Annotated in this window: 15 protein-coding genes and 1 pseudogene; 4 read left to right on the top strand and 12 right to left on the bottom strand. The window is 43.0% G+C overall.

Annotated features, from left to right (window positions below):
* Nucleotides 1–1,518: 1,518 nt before the first annotated feature.
* Nucleotides 1,519–2,442 (top strand): alpha/beta fold hydrolase, encoded by a 924-nt coding sequence (locus tag AACT52_RS24335; RefSeq protein ID WP_073633633.1) that lies wholly within the window; start codon nt 1,519–1,521, stop codon nt 2,440–2,442.
* A 123-nt stretch (nt 2,443–2,565) separates the two neighbouring features.
* Here AACT52_RS24335 and AACT52_RS24330 read toward each other — a convergent pair whose 3' ends face one another.
* Together AACT52_RS24330 and AACT52_RS24325 are read right to left on the bottom strand one after the other, a co-directional pair.
* Complete coding sequence (locus AACT52_RS24330) at nt 2,566–3,984, bottom strand: LCP family protein (RefSeq protein ID WP_073633632.1); 1,419 nt, start codon at nt 3,982–3,984, stop codon at nt 2,566–2,568.
* A 324-nt stretch (nt 3,985–4,308) separates the two neighbouring features.
* A pseudogene (locus tag AACT52_RS24325) lies at nt 4,309–4,585 on the bottom strand (hypothetical protein); the annotation flags it as partial.
* A 406-nt stretch (nt 4,586–4,991) separates the two neighbouring features.
* Here AACT52_RS24325 and AACT52_RS24320 point away from each other — a divergent pair.
* Nucleotides 4,992–6,263 carry an AI-2E family transporter gene (locus AACT52_RS24320; RefSeq protein WP_073633631.1) on the top strand — a complete coding sequence of 424 codons (1,272 nt, stop codon included), beginning with the start codon at nt 4,992–4,994 and terminating at the stop codon, nt 6,261–6,263.
* On the opposite strand, the gene AACT52_RS24315 is transcribed toward AACT52_RS24320, so the two are convergent.
* Nucleotides 6,232–7,560 carry a serpin family protein gene (locus tag AACT52_RS24315; RefSeq protein ID WP_073633672.1) on the bottom strand — a complete coding sequence of 443 codons (1,329 nt, stop codon included), beginning with the start codon at nt 7,558–7,560 and terminating at the stop codon, nt 6,232–6,234. The two genes, AACT52_RS24320 and AACT52_RS24315, sit on opposite strands and share 32 nt — an antisense overlap.
* Nucleotides 7,561–8,018: 458 nt before the next feature.
* Complete coding sequence (locus AACT52_RS24310; RefSeq protein ID WP_073633630.1) at nt 8,019–9,608, bottom strand: S8 family serine peptidase; 1,590 nt, start codon at nt 9,606–9,608, stop codon at nt 8,019–8,021.
* A gap of 78 nt (nt 9,609–9,686) precedes the next feature.
* On the opposite strand from AACT52_RS24310, the gene rpe reads away from it, so the two are divergent.
* Complete coding sequence (gene rpe, locus AACT52_RS24305) at nt 9,687–10,394, top strand: ribulose-phosphate 3-epimerase (RefSeq protein ID WP_073633629.1); 708 nt, start codon at nt 9,687–9,689, stop codon at nt 10,392–10,394.
* Nucleotides 10,395–10,588: 194 nt separating this feature from the next.
* Here rpe and hpsJ-A read toward each other — a convergent pair whose 3' ends face one another.
* From hpsJ-A to AACT52_RS24265, 8 genes are all read right to left on the bottom strand, one after another.
* A complete protein-coding gene (gene hpsJ-A, locus AACT52_RS24300) occupies nt 10,589–11,305 on the bottom strand; it encodes an HpsJ-like protein, cyanoexosortase A-associated (protein WP_073633628.1) in 717 nt (238 codons plus the stop codon).
* Between the two features lie 37 nt (nt 11,306–11,342).
* On the bottom strand, nt 11,343–11,996 hold the full coding sequence (locus AACT52_RS24295; protein WP_073633627.1) for a cyanoexosortase A system-associated protein: 654 nt from the start codon (nt 11,994–11,996) through the stop codon (nt 11,343–11,345).
* On the bottom strand, nt 11,993–12,856 hold the full coding sequence (crtA, locus tag AACT52_RS24290) for a cyanoexosortase A (RefSeq protein WP_073633626.1): 864 nt from the start codon (nt 12,854–12,856) through the stop codon (nt 11,993–11,995). Before crtA ends, AACT52_RS24295 begins: the two co-directional genes overlap by 4 nt.
* 195 nt (nt 12,857–13,051) lie before the next feature.
* Nucleotides 13,052–13,861: a PEP-CTERM sorting domain-containing protein gene (locus AACT52_RS24285; RefSeq protein ID WP_083630518.1), complete on the bottom strand. Its 810-nt coding sequence runs from the start codon at nt 13,859–13,861 to the stop codon at nt 13,052–13,054.
* Nucleotides 13,862–14,663: 802 nt separating this feature from the next.
* Nucleotides 14,664–15,188 (bottom strand): hypothetical protein, encoded by a 525-nt coding sequence (locus AACT52_RS24280; protein ID WP_073633625.1) that lies wholly within the window; start codon nt 15,186–15,188, stop codon nt 14,664–14,666.
* Between the two features lie 77 nt (nt 15,189–15,265).
* On the bottom strand, nt 15,266–15,706 hold the full coding sequence (locus AACT52_RS24275; protein ID WP_073633624.1) for a hypothetical protein: 441 nt from the start codon (nt 15,704–15,706) through the stop codon (nt 15,266–15,268).
* A 295-nt stretch (nt 15,707–16,001) separates the two neighbouring features.
* A complete protein-coding gene (locus AACT52_RS24270) occupies nt 16,002–16,184 on the bottom strand; it encodes a CsbD family protein (protein WP_073633623.1) in 183 nt (60 codons plus the stop codon).
* A 332-nt stretch (nt 16,185–16,516) separates the two neighbouring features.
* Nucleotides 16,517–16,942 carry a hypothetical protein gene (locus AACT52_RS24265; protein ID WP_073633622.1) on the bottom strand — a complete coding sequence of 142 codons (426 nt, stop codon included), beginning with the start codon at nt 16,940–16,942 and terminating at the stop codon, nt 16,517–16,519.
* 302 nt (nt 16,943–17,244) lie between these two features.
* On the opposite strand from AACT52_RS24265, the gene uvrB reads away from it, so the two are divergent.
* Entirely contained in the window at nt 17,245–19,242 is a 1,998-nt protein-coding gene (gene uvrB / locus AACT52_RS24260; protein WP_073633621.1) for an excinuclease ABC subunit UvrB, read from the top strand.
* Nucleotides 19,243–19,485: the final 243 nt, after the last annotated feature.

The following is a 19,485-nucleotide window of genomic DNA, read 5'->3' as shown; positions in this document are numbered from 1 at the left end:
ATCCAAGCACTGTGTACCATTCTAAGGCTGCGCCCTGCTTGAACGCGAGTGCCTACTCAGGTATGGGTACGAGGAGCAATGCTAGGCTTGTTGATATGCTCTGACTTAGTTGTGCAGTTCCAACGCTAGGAACCAAGCTAGGATATCTACCGTCTAGATTGATAAATTAATAGTCAAAACAGTGAACAGTGAACAGTGACCAGTTACCAGTCAATCCCCATCAATGAATTGAGGGGCTTGAAATAAGGATGCACTTTCATTATTTCTCCATCAATAAATTGAGGGGCAAGGAAGCGTCAGCCCCTTCGGGGAAGTCAAAAGTCACGCATTCACGCATTCAAAAGTAAGAACCCCATAACTGAAGTTGGGGGCTTGAGTCAGCGGACGCCGTAGACGCTTGCGCCTACTCGATGAAATACGTTTTTTCTTTTTCCATACCATAAGTTGGGGGCTTGTACCTTTTTCTTTCTGGTCAACAAACTAGGGGGGTAAGGGTGTAAGGGTGTAAGGGTGTAGGGAACCCCATCAATCTCCTTGAGGGGCTTGAATTAAGGATGCAGATCTTCTATATTTCTCCATTAATAAATTAAGGGGCTTGAGTCCTTCTAGTTCCGGGGTAGAGGTGTACCACTGAAGTTGACCCCCTATGCCCCTACACCCCTACACCCCTATACCCCTACACCCGCGCGTTTTGGTCACCAGTACCAGCATGGTACTTGATAACTGATAACTGGTAACTGATTCGGTCAAATATATAGTCTCTATAGTTATATAGTCAAAAATACTTTTTCTGTAAGAAGGGTGTGGTTATAAGTAGTTGGTTGTCACAAAAAGACTTCCCTGTCCTCCTTTTCCACAGACACTTTGCAAGGGCGGGGGAACCCTGGCACGCAAGTGTCCTCTGATTGTCCATTCCTTCACCAACAGGTTTTGACTACACCCGTGTAAAAATCGATTTCATTGGTTGTTCCATCGAAATTGGCTTTTGGGCAATTTTGGGGCTTTAAAGAGCGTTAATTGTTTTTATTTGATGAAATCTGCTTATTTTTTAGACAAATTAAGCCACAAAGCGCATTTTTACACAGAATTCCTATAAAAGGGTATTTGGTCCCTTTTCGCAACTTCAACAATGATAGGTAGTTGTTGCTTTATAGGAAATGGGTCATATAACTACACCTGCTTTATCATAAGTAACAGCAACATCAAAGCCGAGAAATGCCATGACAGAAGTAGATGATGCTAATACTACGACTACGACGACACAAACCCTGTTTGCGTTACAAGATATGCGACTCCTTATCCTTAAATAATCTCAATGAAAATAATCTCAAGGAAAATGACACTACCTATATCACAATAGGGAATGGGGAACAAGTTCTTTATTATGCTCAATGCCTTAAAGCTAATTATTAATCATTATTAAATACTGCAACAAGAGCAAGTACTGTAACAATAAAAACAGCAATGCCTGCAGCAAAAAGCTGCATATCTACTCCTTGTACTCATTATCTATCTTCGATGACGACCTCTACTTCCACTCCAGCATTAACCTCAACAAAAACCTGGATTTGGCAAGGCTTTCCCATTTGCTACCAAACCCAAGGAACCACCGGACCAGCCGTTATCTTAGTGCATGGCTTCGGAGCATCATGGTGTCACTGGCGGAAAAATATACCCATGCTGGCGGATAACTGCCGTGTCTATGCTATTGATTTGATTGGGTTTGGCAGTTCAGCGAAACCAAAACCTGGTGAGAAAATTGCTTACACAATTGAAACTTGGGGACAGCAAGTGGCAGATTTTTGCCGTGAGGTCGTGGGTGAACCTGCTTTTTTAGTTGCTAACTCCATTGGCTGTATTGTAGTAATGCAAGCAGCAGTAAGTAACCCAGACATCGCATTAGGAGTTGCACTGCTCAACTGTTCCCTGCGGCTATTGCACGATCGCAAGCGGGCAACTTTACCGTGGCATCGGCGCTTCGGAGCGCCCATACTTCAACGTATACTATCTGTCAAACCAATTGGCGACTTCTTTTTCAATCAAGTCGCCAAACCGAAAACAGTACGAAAAATTCTTCTGCAAGCGTATGCTAATTCTGAAGCAGTCACAGAAGAGTTAGTAGATATACTCACAGCACCAGCACAAGACCCGGGGGCTGTAGCTGTTTTCCTCGCCTTTACCTCTTATTCCTCAGGTCCTTTAGCTGAAGACCTTTTACCTGAACTACCCTGTCCAGCGATGATCTTATGGGGAACCGCAGATCCTTGGGAACCAGTTGAGTTAGGTAGAGAGTTAGCCAACTTTCCACAAGTGCAAAAGTTTATTCCTTTAGAAGGCGTGGGGCATTGTCCCCAAGATGAAACTCCTGAAGTGGTGAATTTGATTATACAGGACTGGATTTGGAAGCAATCAGCCAGGAACGCAATACGGCAACTGAGTTAGATAAGTTAATTCGCTCCAGGTTACGAATCCCACGGCGCGATTGTGTTTGCCCTCAGGAGTGCCGCAGGCATACCCGAATCCGTGGGAGTGTAAACTCAGTATCCTTATTTGTTATGTGAAGGCTTAAGGTTGGACAGGGTTCTCAAGGATTTCTCTGTGTTGTAACCAATCCTTACCCACTTGGATACTAATATCAGATCCGAGATTGCCAGTGCTTTCTACCCGCACTTCTCCAATTCCTAAAGTGTTGCGAATTGATTCGGCACTGCTCCCATCTCCTTGTTGGGCAACAATATGAGTCACTTCTAAGGGTTCACCCCAGCTTTTAGCTATGTAGACGTTAGTATAGCCAGATTTTTCTAATGCTCTAATCAAAGGTCGGAGATTCGCTTTATCGCTGCCTGTACTGTCTTGAATTGCGATTCGCAAAGAAGCTGGATTTACTTCCTGAGGTGTAGAATCTGTTTGCACTTCAAAGTGCTGAGTGATCATGCTATTGATGCGTGCCTTATCTGGTAACCAGTAGCTAGCATTAAACTCCCCTTTTTGACTAAACCGACCAGGCAGCATCAACATTTGCATATTAGAGCGATTTGTTCGCACTCCAAAACCTGCCAGTGCCAATAATTCTTCAATTGTTAAGTTAGTATCAATATGTTCTTTGACTACGTTGAGAATTTTGGGCAATTGAGTTAGGGTAGCTGGGTTGAGAGATTGATCCATCAGCGCTCGCATGACCATTTGCTGTCGCTGAATTCGACCAATGTCTCCATTCTCATCATGCCGGAAGCGCAGAAGTTGCAGCGCCTGATCGCCATTGAGATGCTGCTTTCCTTTCTTCAAATTAATATAAAGGTGCTGAGAATCATCTTGATATTTCATATCTTTGGGTACGTAAACTGTGACTCCACCCAAAGCATCAATCAGCTTACCGACTCCCAAAACGTTAATCCGGATATAGCGATCAATTCCTACTCCGTTCACGAGGTTACTAACAGTTTTGGCAGTCAAAGCTGGCCCACCAAAAACATTTGCAGAATTAATTTTTTTGAGACCGTGTCCCTCTATTTCTATACGGGTATCTCTGGGAATAGAAAGCATGACTAATTTTTTCTTCTCTGGATCAAATTTGATCAAGAGCATGACGTCAGCAAGACCATCAAAGGAGTTGACTTGGGGCAGATATCTAAGATTTTTAGTTTCACCGGGAGGGTTTCGCACATCGGGCGGGAGTACGCTCATCCCCATAATTAAGATATTCACCGGGCGAGTTAATTCTGAAAATCGCAGCCCACTCCCGGAAATGCGATCGCCATCAAACACCGCCGCTTCATCTGCACTTAAAGAAGCTTGCATTAAAGGCGTACTTGTTAAAGAAACCGCCAACAGCGCTCCTGCAGTTGCTGACACCATTGCAATACCGCTCATACCCACCCAAAACCACAACCACCGTCCAGATTTATGGCTGCTGGCATTTTGCTCACTTAAGTTGTTAGTGTTTGTGGAATGGTTTTCTTGCGCCGAAGTTCTTTGAATGGTCACTGACTTCCTCACACTTACTGAATAAAATCCGGAAAATCTGCTGCTATGGAAACAGAGAAATCAACCCATAATAGCTAACTCTTAGATTATCCGTGGTAAATTTGCAATTGAGTGTTAACAAAAACACTTATTGCAGTAATTCTCCTATTTTTTGGCAAATCCGGAGAGCTTTTCTTGAAGTATGATAATCGCAAAAGAGATTTGACTAGAGTTGTTAGGAAGATTAGGCGTAGTTTTTTGGTATGTACAAGTAAAAACACTGCCGCTTGCCTTGATTCCTTAAGATTTCGCTTGCGGTATTTGCCAAGCACTCTTTGCAAAGGAGCGACTCACAAGGGGCGATCGCTTTAATTTGCCTTTAGCCACACGAACAATTAACCAGATACTAACCAAAATGTAGCTAGAGGTGAGAAAGCTATTAAGGATAAGTAGACGCAGTGTTAAAAACTCTGAAGTTGCCGCCCCAGTCGCTAGCAAGAGGTAACTCAAAAGCCAGGTAAATACCAATAGTTTAAGACAGACGACTCACAGCAAGTTGTTCCCGACTTCCCTGTTGGCGGTACGTCCATAGAGATGGGAAAAAGCCAACGATTGGAATCAAACACACGCAACAGCCCCTTCATTAAACCTGTAAAAATCTGGGCAACCGTCGCAATTTCGGCGCTTTGGGCAGTCGCTTTTTTGCTGTATATTTGCAATAAAGCGCCCAACTTCATCATAGTGGACACGCTTATGGTACGTTTTCTCATACGGTTGCCCAGATTTTTCGAGATTTGCCCCAACCCTGTAGGAGTGGCAATACTTGGGATAAGGGATTGAGAAAATTCTTCCCTAGCCGTTAATCCCCAGTCCTGAGATTCCATACAAGGGGAATTGTGATCAAATGGTTCAAAATTTATCATTTGGGTAAGTGCAATCCTAAACAAGAGGGATGAATCACAGTGATGTAGTCAGAGATAATAGGTTTTAGAGAAAAATTTTATTTAGTTGTATCCCGCAATCGGCAGATGCAAACACGCAAGCTCTTAAACTGGTGGCAAACACTAACACCCTTAGCACGATTTTTGGCGATCGCTCTGTTCGCTCCACTGCTAGTACTCAACGGTTGGGCGATTTCAGCAATTTTTCATTACTTTCACTCGTTAATTGTCATTCTAGTCGGAGCGTCAGTGCTAGCGTTTCTGCTCAACTACCCTGTAAGTTGGATGGTGCGTCATGGTGCCAAGCGAGAGCAAGTTGCTATTTTAGTCTTTTTGCTCGCTTTATCGATTTTACTGGCGTTGGGTGTCACCCTCTTCCCGTTAGCTCTGACCCAAGCTCAGCAACTGGTGGCTCGTATACCAGAATTAATTGATTCTGGGCGCTCGCAGTTGATGTTGCTCAACGAGAAAGCAGAAAGTTTTGGTTTACCGATTAACCTTGATGCTTTGGTAGTACAAATTAACGACCGTGTCAAGGGACAATTGCAGGCGATCGCCGGACAAGTTTTGAATCTGGCGGTTGTCACATTCACCAGCCTCCTGGACTTTGTTTTGACAATGGTCTTGACTTTCTTTCTCTTACAGCATGGGGATGAACTTTGGCAGAGTTTGGTAGATTGGCTACCGAGCAAATTCCGCGAGCCTTTTTCTCAAACAATACGCCTCAGCTTTCAAAATTTCTTCATCACCCAGCTCATTTTATCTACCTGTATGGCGTCAGCCCTGATTACCACCTTTTTGTGGTTGAAAGTGCCATTTGGTGTGCTATTTGGCTTAACTATTGGCATCATGGCTCTCGTTCCCTATGGAGGAACTGTAGGTATTGCCACAACGACCTTACTGGTGGCGTTGCAAGATGTTTGGGTGGGGGCAAGGATGTTAATTGCAGCCGTCATTGTCCAGCAAATTCTAGAAAACATTATTGGTCCCCGCATTTTAGGGAATTTTACGGGTTTAAACCCCGTTTGGGCACTGATTTCTGTTTTGACAGGCGCGAGAGTTGGTGGGCTTTTGGGTGTGATTGTGGCGGTACCCAGCGCTGTTGTTATTAAGACTGCTTTAAGTGCTTTGCGTCCTTCTGCTTCCAGTCATAACGTGGAGGTGGTTTCTGAAGGCAGTGGAGAATCTTCTTATAACGCCCAAACTGATAACACTGCTCTTGATAATCTAACGCGCTCAGAAGCTCATTCGGTTGAGGTAGCTGCACCCGTTGCTGGAGAAGCATCGCCTCCAAATGTTCAAGCTAACCGTTCTGATGCCAATCCTTCTAAGACTGTGGCTCCACAATTGAACCCATAAACAAAAGGCTTCCTGTCTGATTATCCCGAATCGCACAGAAGAAAGGACGGTCAACAATCATTCGGAATGGCTCTTGTGTTGGTACTTGAGCTGACAGTGGTACAATTCTCACCGAAGTGGCAGCAGCAGCTTCTGTACCTTCTTCATTAACCTCAACAAAAGTTTTATGCTTGACCTCGCTCATTTTTAAATTTTTACCCATGAGCGAAAAATTGGCTTTGTTGCTGAAGGCTTCGCCCATACCTAAAGCTGTCAGAGCATTATTCAGTGTTACATCATAGTCCATTTTAAAGCGAGGCAAGCGAACAAATCCCTCCCGTTTGCTGAACTGAGTCATCCAATTTTCCCAGTTTTCTGCATTCAGGTTTTGATAAAAGCTTTTTAGGCTAGAGTTCTGTTTCGGTAAGAAAATATAAAAGCTAATCTTACCATCTTGACCATAAGGTAAACTGACTGCCTGAAATTGTTCATTGTCATAGTATCTATAGTCATCTGATTGCGACATCATTGGGTGTTCTTTCTGCTTACCTGACAATAGGTAAAATGGGTATTCTGCTGTTTGCTGTTTGTCGAATTCATTTGTCCAGCTACCTTTAAAATAGATAGCATTGATGAGAAATAACACTTGCTCTGGTTCTATTTTTTCAACTATTTTGTTAATTTTTCCGCGTGTATTCTCATTAACCCAATTATTGATGATGTCAGGCGCACCTGCATCTGTAAAGTTTAAATTTGTAACCTTAGCTGTGTAAAAATCTTTATTTCTTTGCAAGAAATCTGGTTTAAAGTTGGTGTCTTTGTTTGCCCAAAGCGAATTAGCAATTGTCAGTTGCACTTTCGGGTCTGGGTTTTCTAGTAATTTTTTCAACGCCGCGTTAGAGGAGTTGATTTGTTCCAAGCTCAACCCCTGTAACTCGAGCGTTTTAGTCATTGCTTCTTTTGTAGTGCCACTTGCACCGTTGTAAGTCATGGCAAGGGCAATTGCTACACTAGAAGGTGAAACAAAAATGTTATTGCTTGGGTCTTTTTCCAAAACTTCCGAAAACAGTTTAAAGCCAAATTTGGTGTTGGCAGCAACAAGTTTGCTGTCAGGATTTGATGCTGATTTTGATATAGGAGATTCTGAGCCAGGTAGACGTGATTGGGCAAACGCACTCGTGCTAGTATTAACTTGAGAGCATCCTATGACACCCATAAGCACAACGCTAGCAGCAGCCAAAACGTAACGTCTCCCCAAACGAACACCGTAACGTCTTTGCAGGAACTTTTCCCGAGCATTGCTGAATTTCTGCTTCATGTTACCACCCATTATCGCCAGAGTCTGTGTTTTGACTATGGCATCTTAGGTGACATAATCTCTGAGCGGTTACAGTTTTGGCAACAGTGATTGTACAGTTTTAAATTCTCTTTCGATAACAGGTGAAGAGCGCCATTAGTCAATAAGTATTAATGACTAAATTGAATTGAGAATTGGTGATCGCGCACCTCCTTAAGGTTACAGGGGTTTTCTTTCTGGTGGGCATTGCTGATCCTCCGGGTGAGCAGTTCCTACCCTGCGGGAAGGCGTTCCGCCTACAACGGGGGGAACCCCCGCAACGGACTGCTCACCAATATCTCAAATGTTTACCACATCCGCTTTTATGAGCAATGCCTACCCTAGGATTTGTGGTCTAATCATTTAAAAAGCGCTGTAAAGAAGAAATCTCAATTCTGCGTAAACTCATCCCCCTCCGGAACCCTCATCCCCCTTATTTCCTACTTCACGGGTACAGTCCACCAAGCTAAAGCATAAGGTTGAGTTGGTTGGTTGACCTTATGCTGAAATTGAACACGGATTTTGTAATTGCCAGTAGTAGGAACGGGACAGAAAATATGTTCTACACTATCAACTTGACTAATTGAGGAACATATAGCGTTAGCATTTCCATTATCATCAGCTTTGACTAGATAAAGGTTGAGGTTGTTTAAGCCGCGATCGCGAAAATTTTCTCCTGTATCAAACTGACCATTTTTATTCTTATCATTGAGTTCTACTAATCTATCCCAAGCTAAGGAGATAGAAACAAAACTCCCCTGCTTTAAGGGTTTTGCTAGCTCATATTCTACAGATTTCTCTGGATTGACTGTGCGATAATCCCAACCAATAGCTGGTACAGTTTGCGCTGGATTCCATTGAAGAGCGCTAAATTGTTGGTAAGCACGAAACGCGTTCAAATGACCAGTTCCCATTTGGGCATCTAAGGGAATTTTTGGGTCTTTGTATGCATCAGAAGCCAGCCAGTCTTGATTTTGTTTATCAATCAGCGTTCGCGTCATTCCTAAACGCAAACCATCGCCATAATCTTGGACTTTGTCTGCGGAATTCAGCAGTACAGCTTTCATCACTTCATGTCTGCGAGAATCTATGCTCCAGTTGGGTTGTTTTGTTCGCAGTTGTCTGTCACCGAACTCCTGCAATAAGGCTACTGTAGCCGTTACCTGAGGCGATGCAAAACTTGTACCCGTGACTTTATTATTTTTGCCATCTGGATTGATCAAAGGAATGTTATTTCCAGGAGCAACTAGACCAATCGCACGACGCGGACCAAGATTAATTTCCTTTCCTGCAAGCCGTATCATCAGTGCTTCACTCACAGCAGCCAAATTAGAAACGTCTACTTTATTAAAAATTCCTCCCCGACGCGATGAAAAAGCCACGTTTAATCCATTAAAGTTATCAGTAGGTATAGGAATGCCACCCTTTCCTTGATTGCCTGCAATGACATATAAACTATTGTGAACGCGAGTAGACCAGTCAATACATAAAGTGAGTAAGGCGTTACCATCTAAAAGAGCCTCTGGTCGTGGGTCACGGTTTAAAGGTTCACCAAAGCTAAAGTTAATCGCGCGGACATCTCCCCCATTTTGTAGCGCTATGTGTTGCGCAGACAAACACTCCTCTGGCTGACCTAAGCTTCTACCACCACCTACTGCAGAGGAATACAGCCTTGCTCCTGGGGCAATTCCACGAAAGCCTTTATCTGTACTGACCATGATACTAGCTACATTGTAGGCGTGGGGATCAACACCCGTATTTGACTTAGCAGGTGCATTGCGGAGGAACGCTCCTGCTAAGGAAACTGCGCGATTTTTAGAAACTGCTTTATCCAACCCGAACTTCCCCGGACGCCCAATCTCCACTTGACCAATAGCAATCTTGCGACCAATTAAATTATATGGAGGTTGGTGTAGTCTAAGAGCATCAATACCGTTGGTTCCAAAAGGAGATTCTACAGCAGCAAGTACGGGTGCAGTTAAGCAACAAGCACTCAATCCGCAAATTATCCAAGTTTGTTTGTTCGGCATAGTTTCAGTTAACAGATGAGCGCTAGCTCAAGTTTTGTTAAAATACTTACAGACGAGGACGCTTAGAACCCACGAGCCATGACCCAAACGCAATCAAAAAAGCCCATTGTAATAGCTCCATCCATCCTATCAGCAGATTTTAGTCGTCTAGGAGACGAAGTGCGTGCTGTAGATCAGGCTGGTGCAGATTGGATTCATGTAGATGTAATGGACGGTCGTTTTGTACCTAATATTACAATAGGTCCTTTGGTTGTGGAGGCGATTCGTCCAGTGACGCAAAAACCTCTGGACGTCCACTTGATGATTGTAGAGCCAGAAAAGTACGTAGAGGATTTTGCTAAAGCAGGGGCAGATCACATCTATGTTCATGCCGAACACAATGCTTCCCCCCACCTGCACCGCACGTTAGGGCAAATCAAAGAACTTGGTAAAAAAGCGGGAGCTGTACTTAACCCAGGTACTCCCCTGGAGCTGATTGAATATGTCCTGGAACTGTGTGACTTGGTGTTGATTATGAGCGTCAACCCCGGTTTTGGCGGTCAAAGCTTTATCCCCGAAGTCGTGCCAAAAATCCGCAAGCTGCGTCAAATGTGCGATGAACGCGGTCTTGATCCTTGGATTGAAGTGGATGGGGGACTCAAGGCAAATAATACCTGGCAGGTTTTGGAAGCTGGGGCAAATGCGATCGTTGCTGGTTCAGCTGTGTTTAAGGCTAAGGATTATGCTGAGGCAATAGAGGGTATTCGCAACAGCAAGCGTCCTACTCCGCAACTAGCAACAGCTTAAATCAAGCTGTTTTCAGTTGAATGCAATAAAAGTTTGTAGGGGCACAGCATGCTGTGCCCCTACCTTATGTATTAGCACAATACTTACAGCATATTGCAAGTAAATGAAGTACAATGTTGTTATCTAAAAGTCAGACAGAAAGCCCTTTTTATTTCTGACTTCTGACTTCTGACTCACGAATTGCTGCTGTATGTTCAGTTTCTCGCCCAACGCGTTCCCTTCCAAATTAAGATAAACAAAGTCCCTGCGACTAAAGCACCAAGATTCCATTTTGCAGAAGTCTTAATTAAGTTTAGACCTCGCAGCGATTGAGTTGCTTCTGCTTGAGTCTTTATCTGTTTCTTAGCTTGTGAGACTTCTGATAGAAGTTGATTTTTTAATTCATCAGGGGTTTTGCCATCTATTTTGCGACCTTGGCTCTTCAAAAAGTTACTTATTTGTTCAGGTGAGGCTTTACTCACCTGCTGTTCTAATTGTTCAGCCTGAGAAGCTTGTTGAGTAGATACAGTTTGAATTTGAGCTGTACTTTGAGTATTTAACCGAATGGTGTTAGTCAGTCCTAAAGGTATCAGGAGAAAAAATAAGATTCCAAATACTAAAGTCAACCAAGATAAAACCTTTAAAATAGGAATTTCCCATTTTGTTCGCGAATGTAGCTCTCCAAAAAATACTAAGACTAGCCCAATTAAAGGTACTGGTACCCTTTCAACTAGCGCCCCAATTGTTTGAAACTCCCAAGCAGGGTTCATAAAATTGGGCGGGATAAACATCACAATGATGTCGAACAATGCCAATAACAATAGACCGTAGCCTAGCACTCGTACTATTGTCATTGAGGATTGCTGACTGAAGGCAAAGTCTTGTAGTTCTTGAACTATAGGGTTGAATTTATCGCCACTTGATTTTGTCATTTTGCTTATAGAATATTAGAGAAAAATTGATGATATTTTAAGACTTAGGAAAGCGAGGTTGCCACCACTGATACCAAGAAAACCAAGCGTTTTCTAAAACTTGGTAAGCCGCTTCAGGGGAAGAATTTTTTAAGGGAATTGATAAATGCGCCCAAAGACAGCGCCTGTCTTTGAAACCTTCCTGACCCAATAACCAAGACAGGACTCGTTGAGGTTGCAGGTCAGAGAAATACTGATTTTGGTCAAACTGTTTTTGAGTAAATGTACTGCCGCCTTGTGAGTTAATACAGGCACTGAGATAAGCTCGCTGCTTGTCAACTCCAACACCGTAGTAGCCTACTCCTTCTCGCTGACGCACGTTAGCAGACGATGAAATAGATGTGTATTCCCTAAAAAGCCTTTCACCATCTCCATCGGTCAAATAGCGCATTTCGATATCTAGAAACAAGTCATTTTTCATGTACCGATAATGCTTTTGAGCGAGGAGTGTTGAATGCTCCTTTGTTGACTTCGTTAGGGGAGGACTGATACTGAGCCGCCATTGTGATAACGGCACTTGTTCAGGGAAGACAAACGGGGTAACTGTACGTTTGTCTTTTGTGGGAGCTAAGACTACGTTTCCCAAAGTCAAGATAACGCTACCAAGAGTTAGAGCTAAAAGCGGTACGCGCAATTGTTTCCAAACAATCACTTTGATGACTCCGTGGCATCTTTATTTCTTCTTTCAGCCTTCTCAAGTAAAAACCAGCACAATAATCCAAAACATAGGACAGCAATTAGCGAAAATATTAAAGAGCCATCGCCTTCATGCCAATAAACAAATGCTTCCTGCTGTCTCTGTGCTACCACAATAGCCATCAAAGCAACTCGTACCCCATTGACAACAAATCCTAAAATCGCAGCGATTATTGGTAGAAAAATTTTTTTCTTGCCCTTTTGAGGGAACATTAAGAGAAAAAGTAGCGCTAAACCCAGCATTTGAAAGACAAGTTCTATCCCTGAACAGCCAGAATAAACTTCTATGCTTCCCGTTGGGAGACTAATAAGAATTCCATTTCGAGTGACTGGAAAACCTGTGTACCAAAGAGCGAAACCTGCAAACTTGGCAGTTAAGGGAGATATATCAGTTAGCGATGTAGGTAATACTTTGGGTACGGTGATAAAAAACAGGACAAGCAGTTCTCCTTTATACTGCTTCAAGCCCTTAAAACCAGACGCTATCAGCGCTAGCCCAAAGGCAAAAATCGCTGGTGAGATATACAAGAAACCACCAAAACTTGTTAAGGATATAGTCTTTACAAGTAACAGTGCAATCAGTGATAGACCAAAAAAGCTGGAAAAAATATCGCTTTCTAAATTTAAACTGTGGCGTTTATCCCAAATTAAAGAAGATATCGCTGCCCAAAATAAAAAACTCATGCCTAAAAGGCTGGAATTGTCTGCTTTCCAGGTTAGAGTCAAATGAATGGCAATGTAGCCTGCGCCTATAGCTAATAGCCAGAACTGGGGATATTTTAGTTGTGAGGCTGGGGTGAGGTGGGAAGCTTTCATAGTGACTGGCTTTTCCCTACCTTATACCAAATATTTCTACGGTAATATATATTGCTTTAAAGCAAGCTTTGCGTAACTTTCTTCTAATCTGACATCTAGTCATTGGACTCACTCCTAAATCCAGGTAAAAGTTGATGGTAGATTTACCCTGGAGTGAGATTCGCTAGCACCTCAAACTAATTCTATGTGAAATTTCTACACATTTGCAGTGTCTTCTTGTTGCTGCTTGTTGTATTTACGACGCAAAGCCACACCAAAACTACCTGCTGCTAATGAACCTAATATAGTTAGAGGTTCAGGAACAGGCTGAGAAGCGGGGGGTCTCGAATCTAGGGTGATATTACCAGAACCTGAAACGGTGTTGGTAAAACTGCCAGCGCTGTCATTGGTATATCCAGTAGTGACCAGAAAATAACTCCTCCCTGCGGTTAAGGAGACATCATTGAAAGCAGAGCGACCTATAAAATTAAAGTCATCGTTTCCTATGACAGCGTTAGTCAGGGGAGTCGTTGGGTTAAAGCTGTTCTGGTACAGGAATAAATAGTTATCCCAATTAGTAGGAGAAACAGCGTCACTCAGAAAGTTGTACAAACCACTAGCGTCAACAGAGAACTCTTGGACACTATATGAAACCTTAGTACCAACAATACTAAGGTCGGTAGGAGGATTTGCACCGTTGTCTATGGGACGATTCCATGTGGATTGACCTACAGTAGTGCCTGAATACTGCACGCTAGCTGCCATTGATGGTACCGCAGTTCCTAGAGCGATAAATAAGGCTCCTGTGGTGGCGAGTGCTAACTTTTGTTTGAGAAAAGTCGTTTGAGCAGTAGTAACACCAAAGACATTTAGTGTTGCCACCCCCAGACTGTTTTTGCCTAAACCTAGTCTGGATGTATTGTGAGGGACATTCGTTTTTCCCATGCTTAGTGTTTCCAAAGTAACATGCTTTGCTTTGGAACAAGCTTTGCGTATCTTTCTTCTAACCTGAAATCTAGTCGTCATTAAACTCACTCCTATCAATAGGTAAAGGTTGCGGTAGATTTACCCTGGAGTGAGCGCTAACACCTCAAAAATAATTGCACGTCAAATATGTTACAACAGGCTAAGGTTCGACCTGTCGCACCTCGTATAGATCAAATGACGGCAAGTATTAACTCGCTCTTGTCTTTAAGGTGCTAGCGGTATTTTAAGTAATGATGCTGAAGAATGTATAGTAAAAAGTGTTACTCTTTACACGCACAAAATCAAGTACTTTTATTTTGTCTTAACGCAAACTTTAAAATAAGAAATACTACAAGTATCTCTTCTCTACTACCAAAAGCTAGATTATATAATATTTACACACAATTTATCAGTTAAACTCTTATGTAAAAATTTTGTGAATTTGGGGCTAACTACGTGGGCTGAATTAAATATAAAACCACTGTAGGATGGGGTCTTCCTTTGAGTACAGCATTCAATCGGCGGGGTTGGTCGATTAGGGCTTCGCGTAACTCACCCGAAGCTTTGTTCAATTTGTTTTCGCCTACCTACTTACAGCCTTTTTCAATTGAGTGCAATACAGGAATATTGTAGGGGCACGAAGCTTTGCTCATTGGTGTCAATTTAAGGTTCAACTGTTTATCTCACGTTGATTTACCCCACCCCTTAATCCCCTCCCCGCAAGCGGGGAGGGGAAGTTTTGGCACGAGATAAAACCAGGGTGGGGTAAAGCGTGTTGTATCCAAACGAGAACCGCTATTTATAGAAAAGGTGGGCTACTTGCCCACCCAACAAATCTACGAACCCAACACTCAATCAACGCTTACTTGTGGTGACTACCCAACCACTTCGCTGCAGCAACTCCTAAAACGGCTGCTACAACAGGATTGCTGAGAAACTTGATAATACCTGGTTGCTCTGCTAATACCTCACGGAAGATATCAGGGTGGTTGTGGTAGGCGAAGGATGCAAGTTTGCTGACATCATCAGCGCTCATCCTACCAGGGACATGGGTGGAAAGACCAAGTTGTTGCTCTAGATGGCGATCGTCTAGCCCTCTTTGCTTGAAGTGCTTGAAGAAGGAACGAGCAACATCATCCCGCTCATTGGGCTTAATTTGAGCGATCGCCTTTTGCAATTCTGGCTCCATTTGGTTGGCTGGAATGTTGTCATGATGCAAAGACCGACCAAACAACTGACGGCGCTCTTCGTGTGTTGACCGCTGGGCAAAGTCGTCAAAATTGTCGTACTGTGTTGTTGAAGCGGCGGTGGTATCATCTAGGGATTCAACATCTCCCTTAGCCAAATCATTCATGATTTGATGTCTATATTGGTCGCTGCTACTCACTGTACTTATCTCCTTTTTCTCGTCAAAATTCTTAAATCAACTGACTGCGCTCAAACTTTTCGTGCAAATGAGTGCGATTAGCTGTACTGAACTTGTTTTGTTTGCACGTCATAGTCAGCTGTCAAAATCAGTTTCTTGTCAGGTGCATACACCAAAACTTTCAAGTCTTGATTCGGGAAGTTCCGGCGAAAACCTTCTACCAAGGATTTGGCTAGGGGACGCACGTCATTGGGAGGTACTTTCGAGGAGATGACAACGCCTAATTTGTTGTTGTCACGCACATAAGCATCTGTAATTAATCCCTTTGATGCTTGCACAACCCAGTCACCAAAGCTTTGTGCTGTTGGGCTATTTCCTCGCTCTAATTGTCCATAAGCCACATCCCGACCAACAACTGGGGGATTGACTGTGCCCTTAGCTTGTGTTGCGGTACCAGCGCCACAAGCGGTAGTTAACGTTAAGACTAAAATCAAGACACAAGCTGCCAAGATTTTGCGACTCTGCTGAAGCAGACTCATGTTTATTGCCTCCAAAAAATCACTGTTAAAACCAACTTAAATAGAAGGTTCGTTGAAGTTAATTGAGTTTAAATTGTTTGAATTTTTATGCAACAGATGGGTCAGGGCTTCTAATCGTTTCGTCATTTGCCCTTAATCTCAAGATTTTGTTAAAAAGCGAAGTCCGCTTAAGCGGACTTCATTGAACCCGCGCTTTTACAAGACGCGTTTACATTGCTGCAAATTCTCACAATCTGGTATTTATTTAGAGTTCCCCTCTGTCAGATACCTAAAATTTCTGCAGCCAAGCTCAATTCTAGTCAAGCGTCTTCTTGACGTTATCTTTCACGTCTTCAACGCCATGACGTACTTCACCTTCAGCTTGCTTTGCTTTACCTTCTGCTTTATCTTCTGGGTCGCCAGTGATATTTCCTACTGCTTCTTGAGCTTTACCTTCAATGTTTTTAGCAGTTGCTTTTGCGCGATCTTCTAAGCTCATTTTGACCTCCTAATGTTTTATGAATTTTGTCTCAAAGTTGCGAATCAACTTTGAAGTTCTTTGTTATCACCCTTACAAGTTAGCTTAATATTTTTGCTAGAGCCTTCCACCTCAAGATATATTAGTTCCCTATACTTAAAGAATGAGAATAAATAACTAATAACTACTCCCTTACTGTTTTTTAATTATTTAAGAATCTTTGATTCCGCACCATACTAATCCCTTGAATTATGAGGTCTTGTGGACAACTCCTAACGCACGCTACTTGTTAATAAAAAACCCGGTTTTCGTAAAGAAACCGGGTTTATAAAGCTATGTGTAAGATTTTTTGTCTAATCCAGAAAACCCATCAGAGATTCAGAATCGTCTATAGTATTTGATGCGACTGGGCGATTGCCCATGACAGAGTATGTTTCAGAAATAACCAGATCACTTGAACCAATTGGACGAGTTCCAGATATATTAACACTGCCAACAGTGTGGAATGTGTTTGCAGCAATAGGGCGTATACCCATTATGTTCTTTGTCTCTACAACTTGCAAATGACTCGAGGTCACTGGACGTATCCCAGAGATAGCTAGTGTATCTGTTACTTCCAGTTTACCTAGCAATTCTATCTCTTTTGACTTATCACCATTCTGCTCGACGTTATTTTTATTCAAACTTTGACCCTGATTATTTTCCACGGTATTTTCTCCCTTGAGCTTCAAATGCTTTTGCCGAGGACTCACTGCTTTACTAGAGCTAGTCATGCTCATATCCTCTCACTTTTTGATTGTTAATTTATTTTACAATATTCTGGGAAAGTTAAATTTTTCCTTAATGTTTAAGTTTAACTTTAAAAAATCTTATAGGGATATAATGTTCTTCAAAACTCATACATAAATAAACATTTATAGAAAAGTTTTGTAAATTTTAATAAATAAAGATTGCAGAGCATGATCAGGTGCAATTGGAGCAGGATGCTCGCAACTGTGTAGCCTAGGAAGCGATGGGCAAAGCCCCGCCTCCGGCGATCGCATTCGCTACCATAAGATAGGGTACTGGACAGTGAAATTTTATGACAGAATTTGGTCTTCAAGCTCCCTTTCAACCAACAGGCGATCAGCCACAAGCGATCGCTCAACTGATCGGTAGTATAAACGCTGGTAATCGGTATCAAACTTTACTTGGGGCGACGGGAACGGGTAAGACATTTTCCATAGCATCAGTGATTGAAAAAATAGGGAAACCCACTCTCGTCCTTGCTCATAACAAAACTCTCGCAGCACAACTGTGTAATGAGTTGCGAGAATTCTTTCCTGATAATGCAGTTGAGTATTTCGTCAGCTACTACGATTATTATCAACCGGAAGCATATATTCCTGTCAGTGATACATATATAGAAAAAACAGCTTCGATTAACGATGAAATTGATATGTTGCGACACTCGGCGACGCGATCGCTGTTTGAACGTCGCGATGTTATCGTTGTTGCATCTATTAGTTGTATCTACGGTTTGGGAATTCCCTCAGAGTACCTTAAAGCCGCCATTCCATTTCAAGTCGGGCTGGAAGTCAACCAACGGGAAATACTGAAAGAGTTGGTGTCAGTTCAGTATAGCCGCAACGATGTGGAATTGGGGCGCGGGCGTTTCCGTGTCCGGGGTGATGTGTTAGAAATTGGTCCAGCGTATGAAGACCGAATCATTCGCGTGGAGTTTTTTGGTGATGAAATTGACGCTATTCGTTACGTTGACCCCGTGACAGGTGAAATTATCAAGAGTGTAGAAGCCGTGAATGTCTACCCTGCGCGTCACTTCGTCACTCCAGAAGAAAGGTTAGAAGCGGCTTGCGATGCGATCGCAGCAGAACTCAAAGAGCGAAAAGCACAATTAGAGGAAGCAGGGAAATTACTCGAAGCGCAACGTATAGATCAACGGACACGCTATGATTTGGAAATGTTGCGCGAGGTGGGTTATTGCAACGGTGTGGAAAACTATTCCCGCCATTTAGCAGGACGCATTGCAGGCGAACCACCAGAGTGTTTAATTGATTATTTTCCCAAAGATTGGCTGTTGGTGATAGACGAATCTCACGTTAGCGTACCGCAGATACGCGGCATGTATAATGGCGACCAAGCACGCAAAAAAGTCTTAATTGAGCATGGATTTCGTCTTCCCAGTGCGGCTGATAACCGTCCACTCAAGGCGGAGGAATTTTGGACAAAGGTGAATCAGTGTATTTTTGTTTCCGCTACCCCAGGAGATTGGGAACTCGAAGTTTCAGAAGGTCATGTGGCGGAACAAATCATTAGACCAACTGGAGTGATTGACCCAGAAATCATTGTACGTCCTACAGAAGGGCAAATTGATGATTTGTTAGGCGAAATCAAAGACAGAGTTGACCGCAAAGAACGTGTGCTGATTACAACACTGACTAAGCGCATGGCAGAAGATTTAACCGAGTATCTGCAAGACAATGGTATTCGGGTGAGGTATCTGCATTCGGAAATCAATTCGATTGAGCGAATTGAGATTTTGCAGGATTTGCGCGATGGTAAATTTGATGTGTTAGTTGGCGTGAACTTGCTGCGGGAAGGGTTAGATTTACCGGAGGTTTCTCTGGTGGCGATTTTGGATGCAGATAAAGAAGGCTTTTTGCGTGCAGAACGTTCTCTGATTCAAACGATTGGGAGAGCAGCGCGTCATGTGCGAGGACAAGCAATTATGTATGCTGATAACCTCACCGATAGCATGATTAGAGCTATGGAAGAAACCGAGAGACGTCGCAATATTCAGGAGGCTTACAATCGGATGCACGGAATTACACCACAACCGATTGTGAGAAGATCGCGTAATGCAATTTTGTCTTTCTTAGAAGTGTCGCGGCGATTAAATGCAACTGAGTTAGAAACAGTTGAGCAACACATTGATGAATTTCCTTTAGAAGAGATTCCAGGGTTTATTATCCAACTGGAAGCACAGATGAAAGAAGCAGCCAAAAAACTAGAGTTTGAGGAGGCGGCGAAGTTGCGCGATCGCATTAAGCTTCTGCGGGATAAATTGGTGGGACGTTAATTAGCCGCAGTTGCTGAAAACCCCACCCCGATAAGTGGCTAACGCCAAAGTTCCCCTCCTCACAAGTGGGGTTAGGGGTGCGGTTTCCCAAAAGGTAGGGGGCTTTTACTGGCAGTGTTTGCCAAAATACGATTGGTGATGTTATGTCATATCCGGTTATATAGCGTTGACACTCCCCGGCCTGCCATGCGCGGGGATTCTTGGTTCACAGGCAGAACTTGCTCAGGCAGACTTGCGTCACTC

Origin of the sequence: Scytonema sp. HK-05, assembly GCF_963872035.1 — a bacterium.
Lineage (GTDB): Bacteria > Cyanobacteriota > Cyanobacteriia > Cyanobacteriales > Nostocaceae > Kalymmatonema.
The sequence above is the reverse complement of the archived record's forward strand: the minus strand, read 5'-3'. Positions and strand labels throughout refer to the sequence as shown.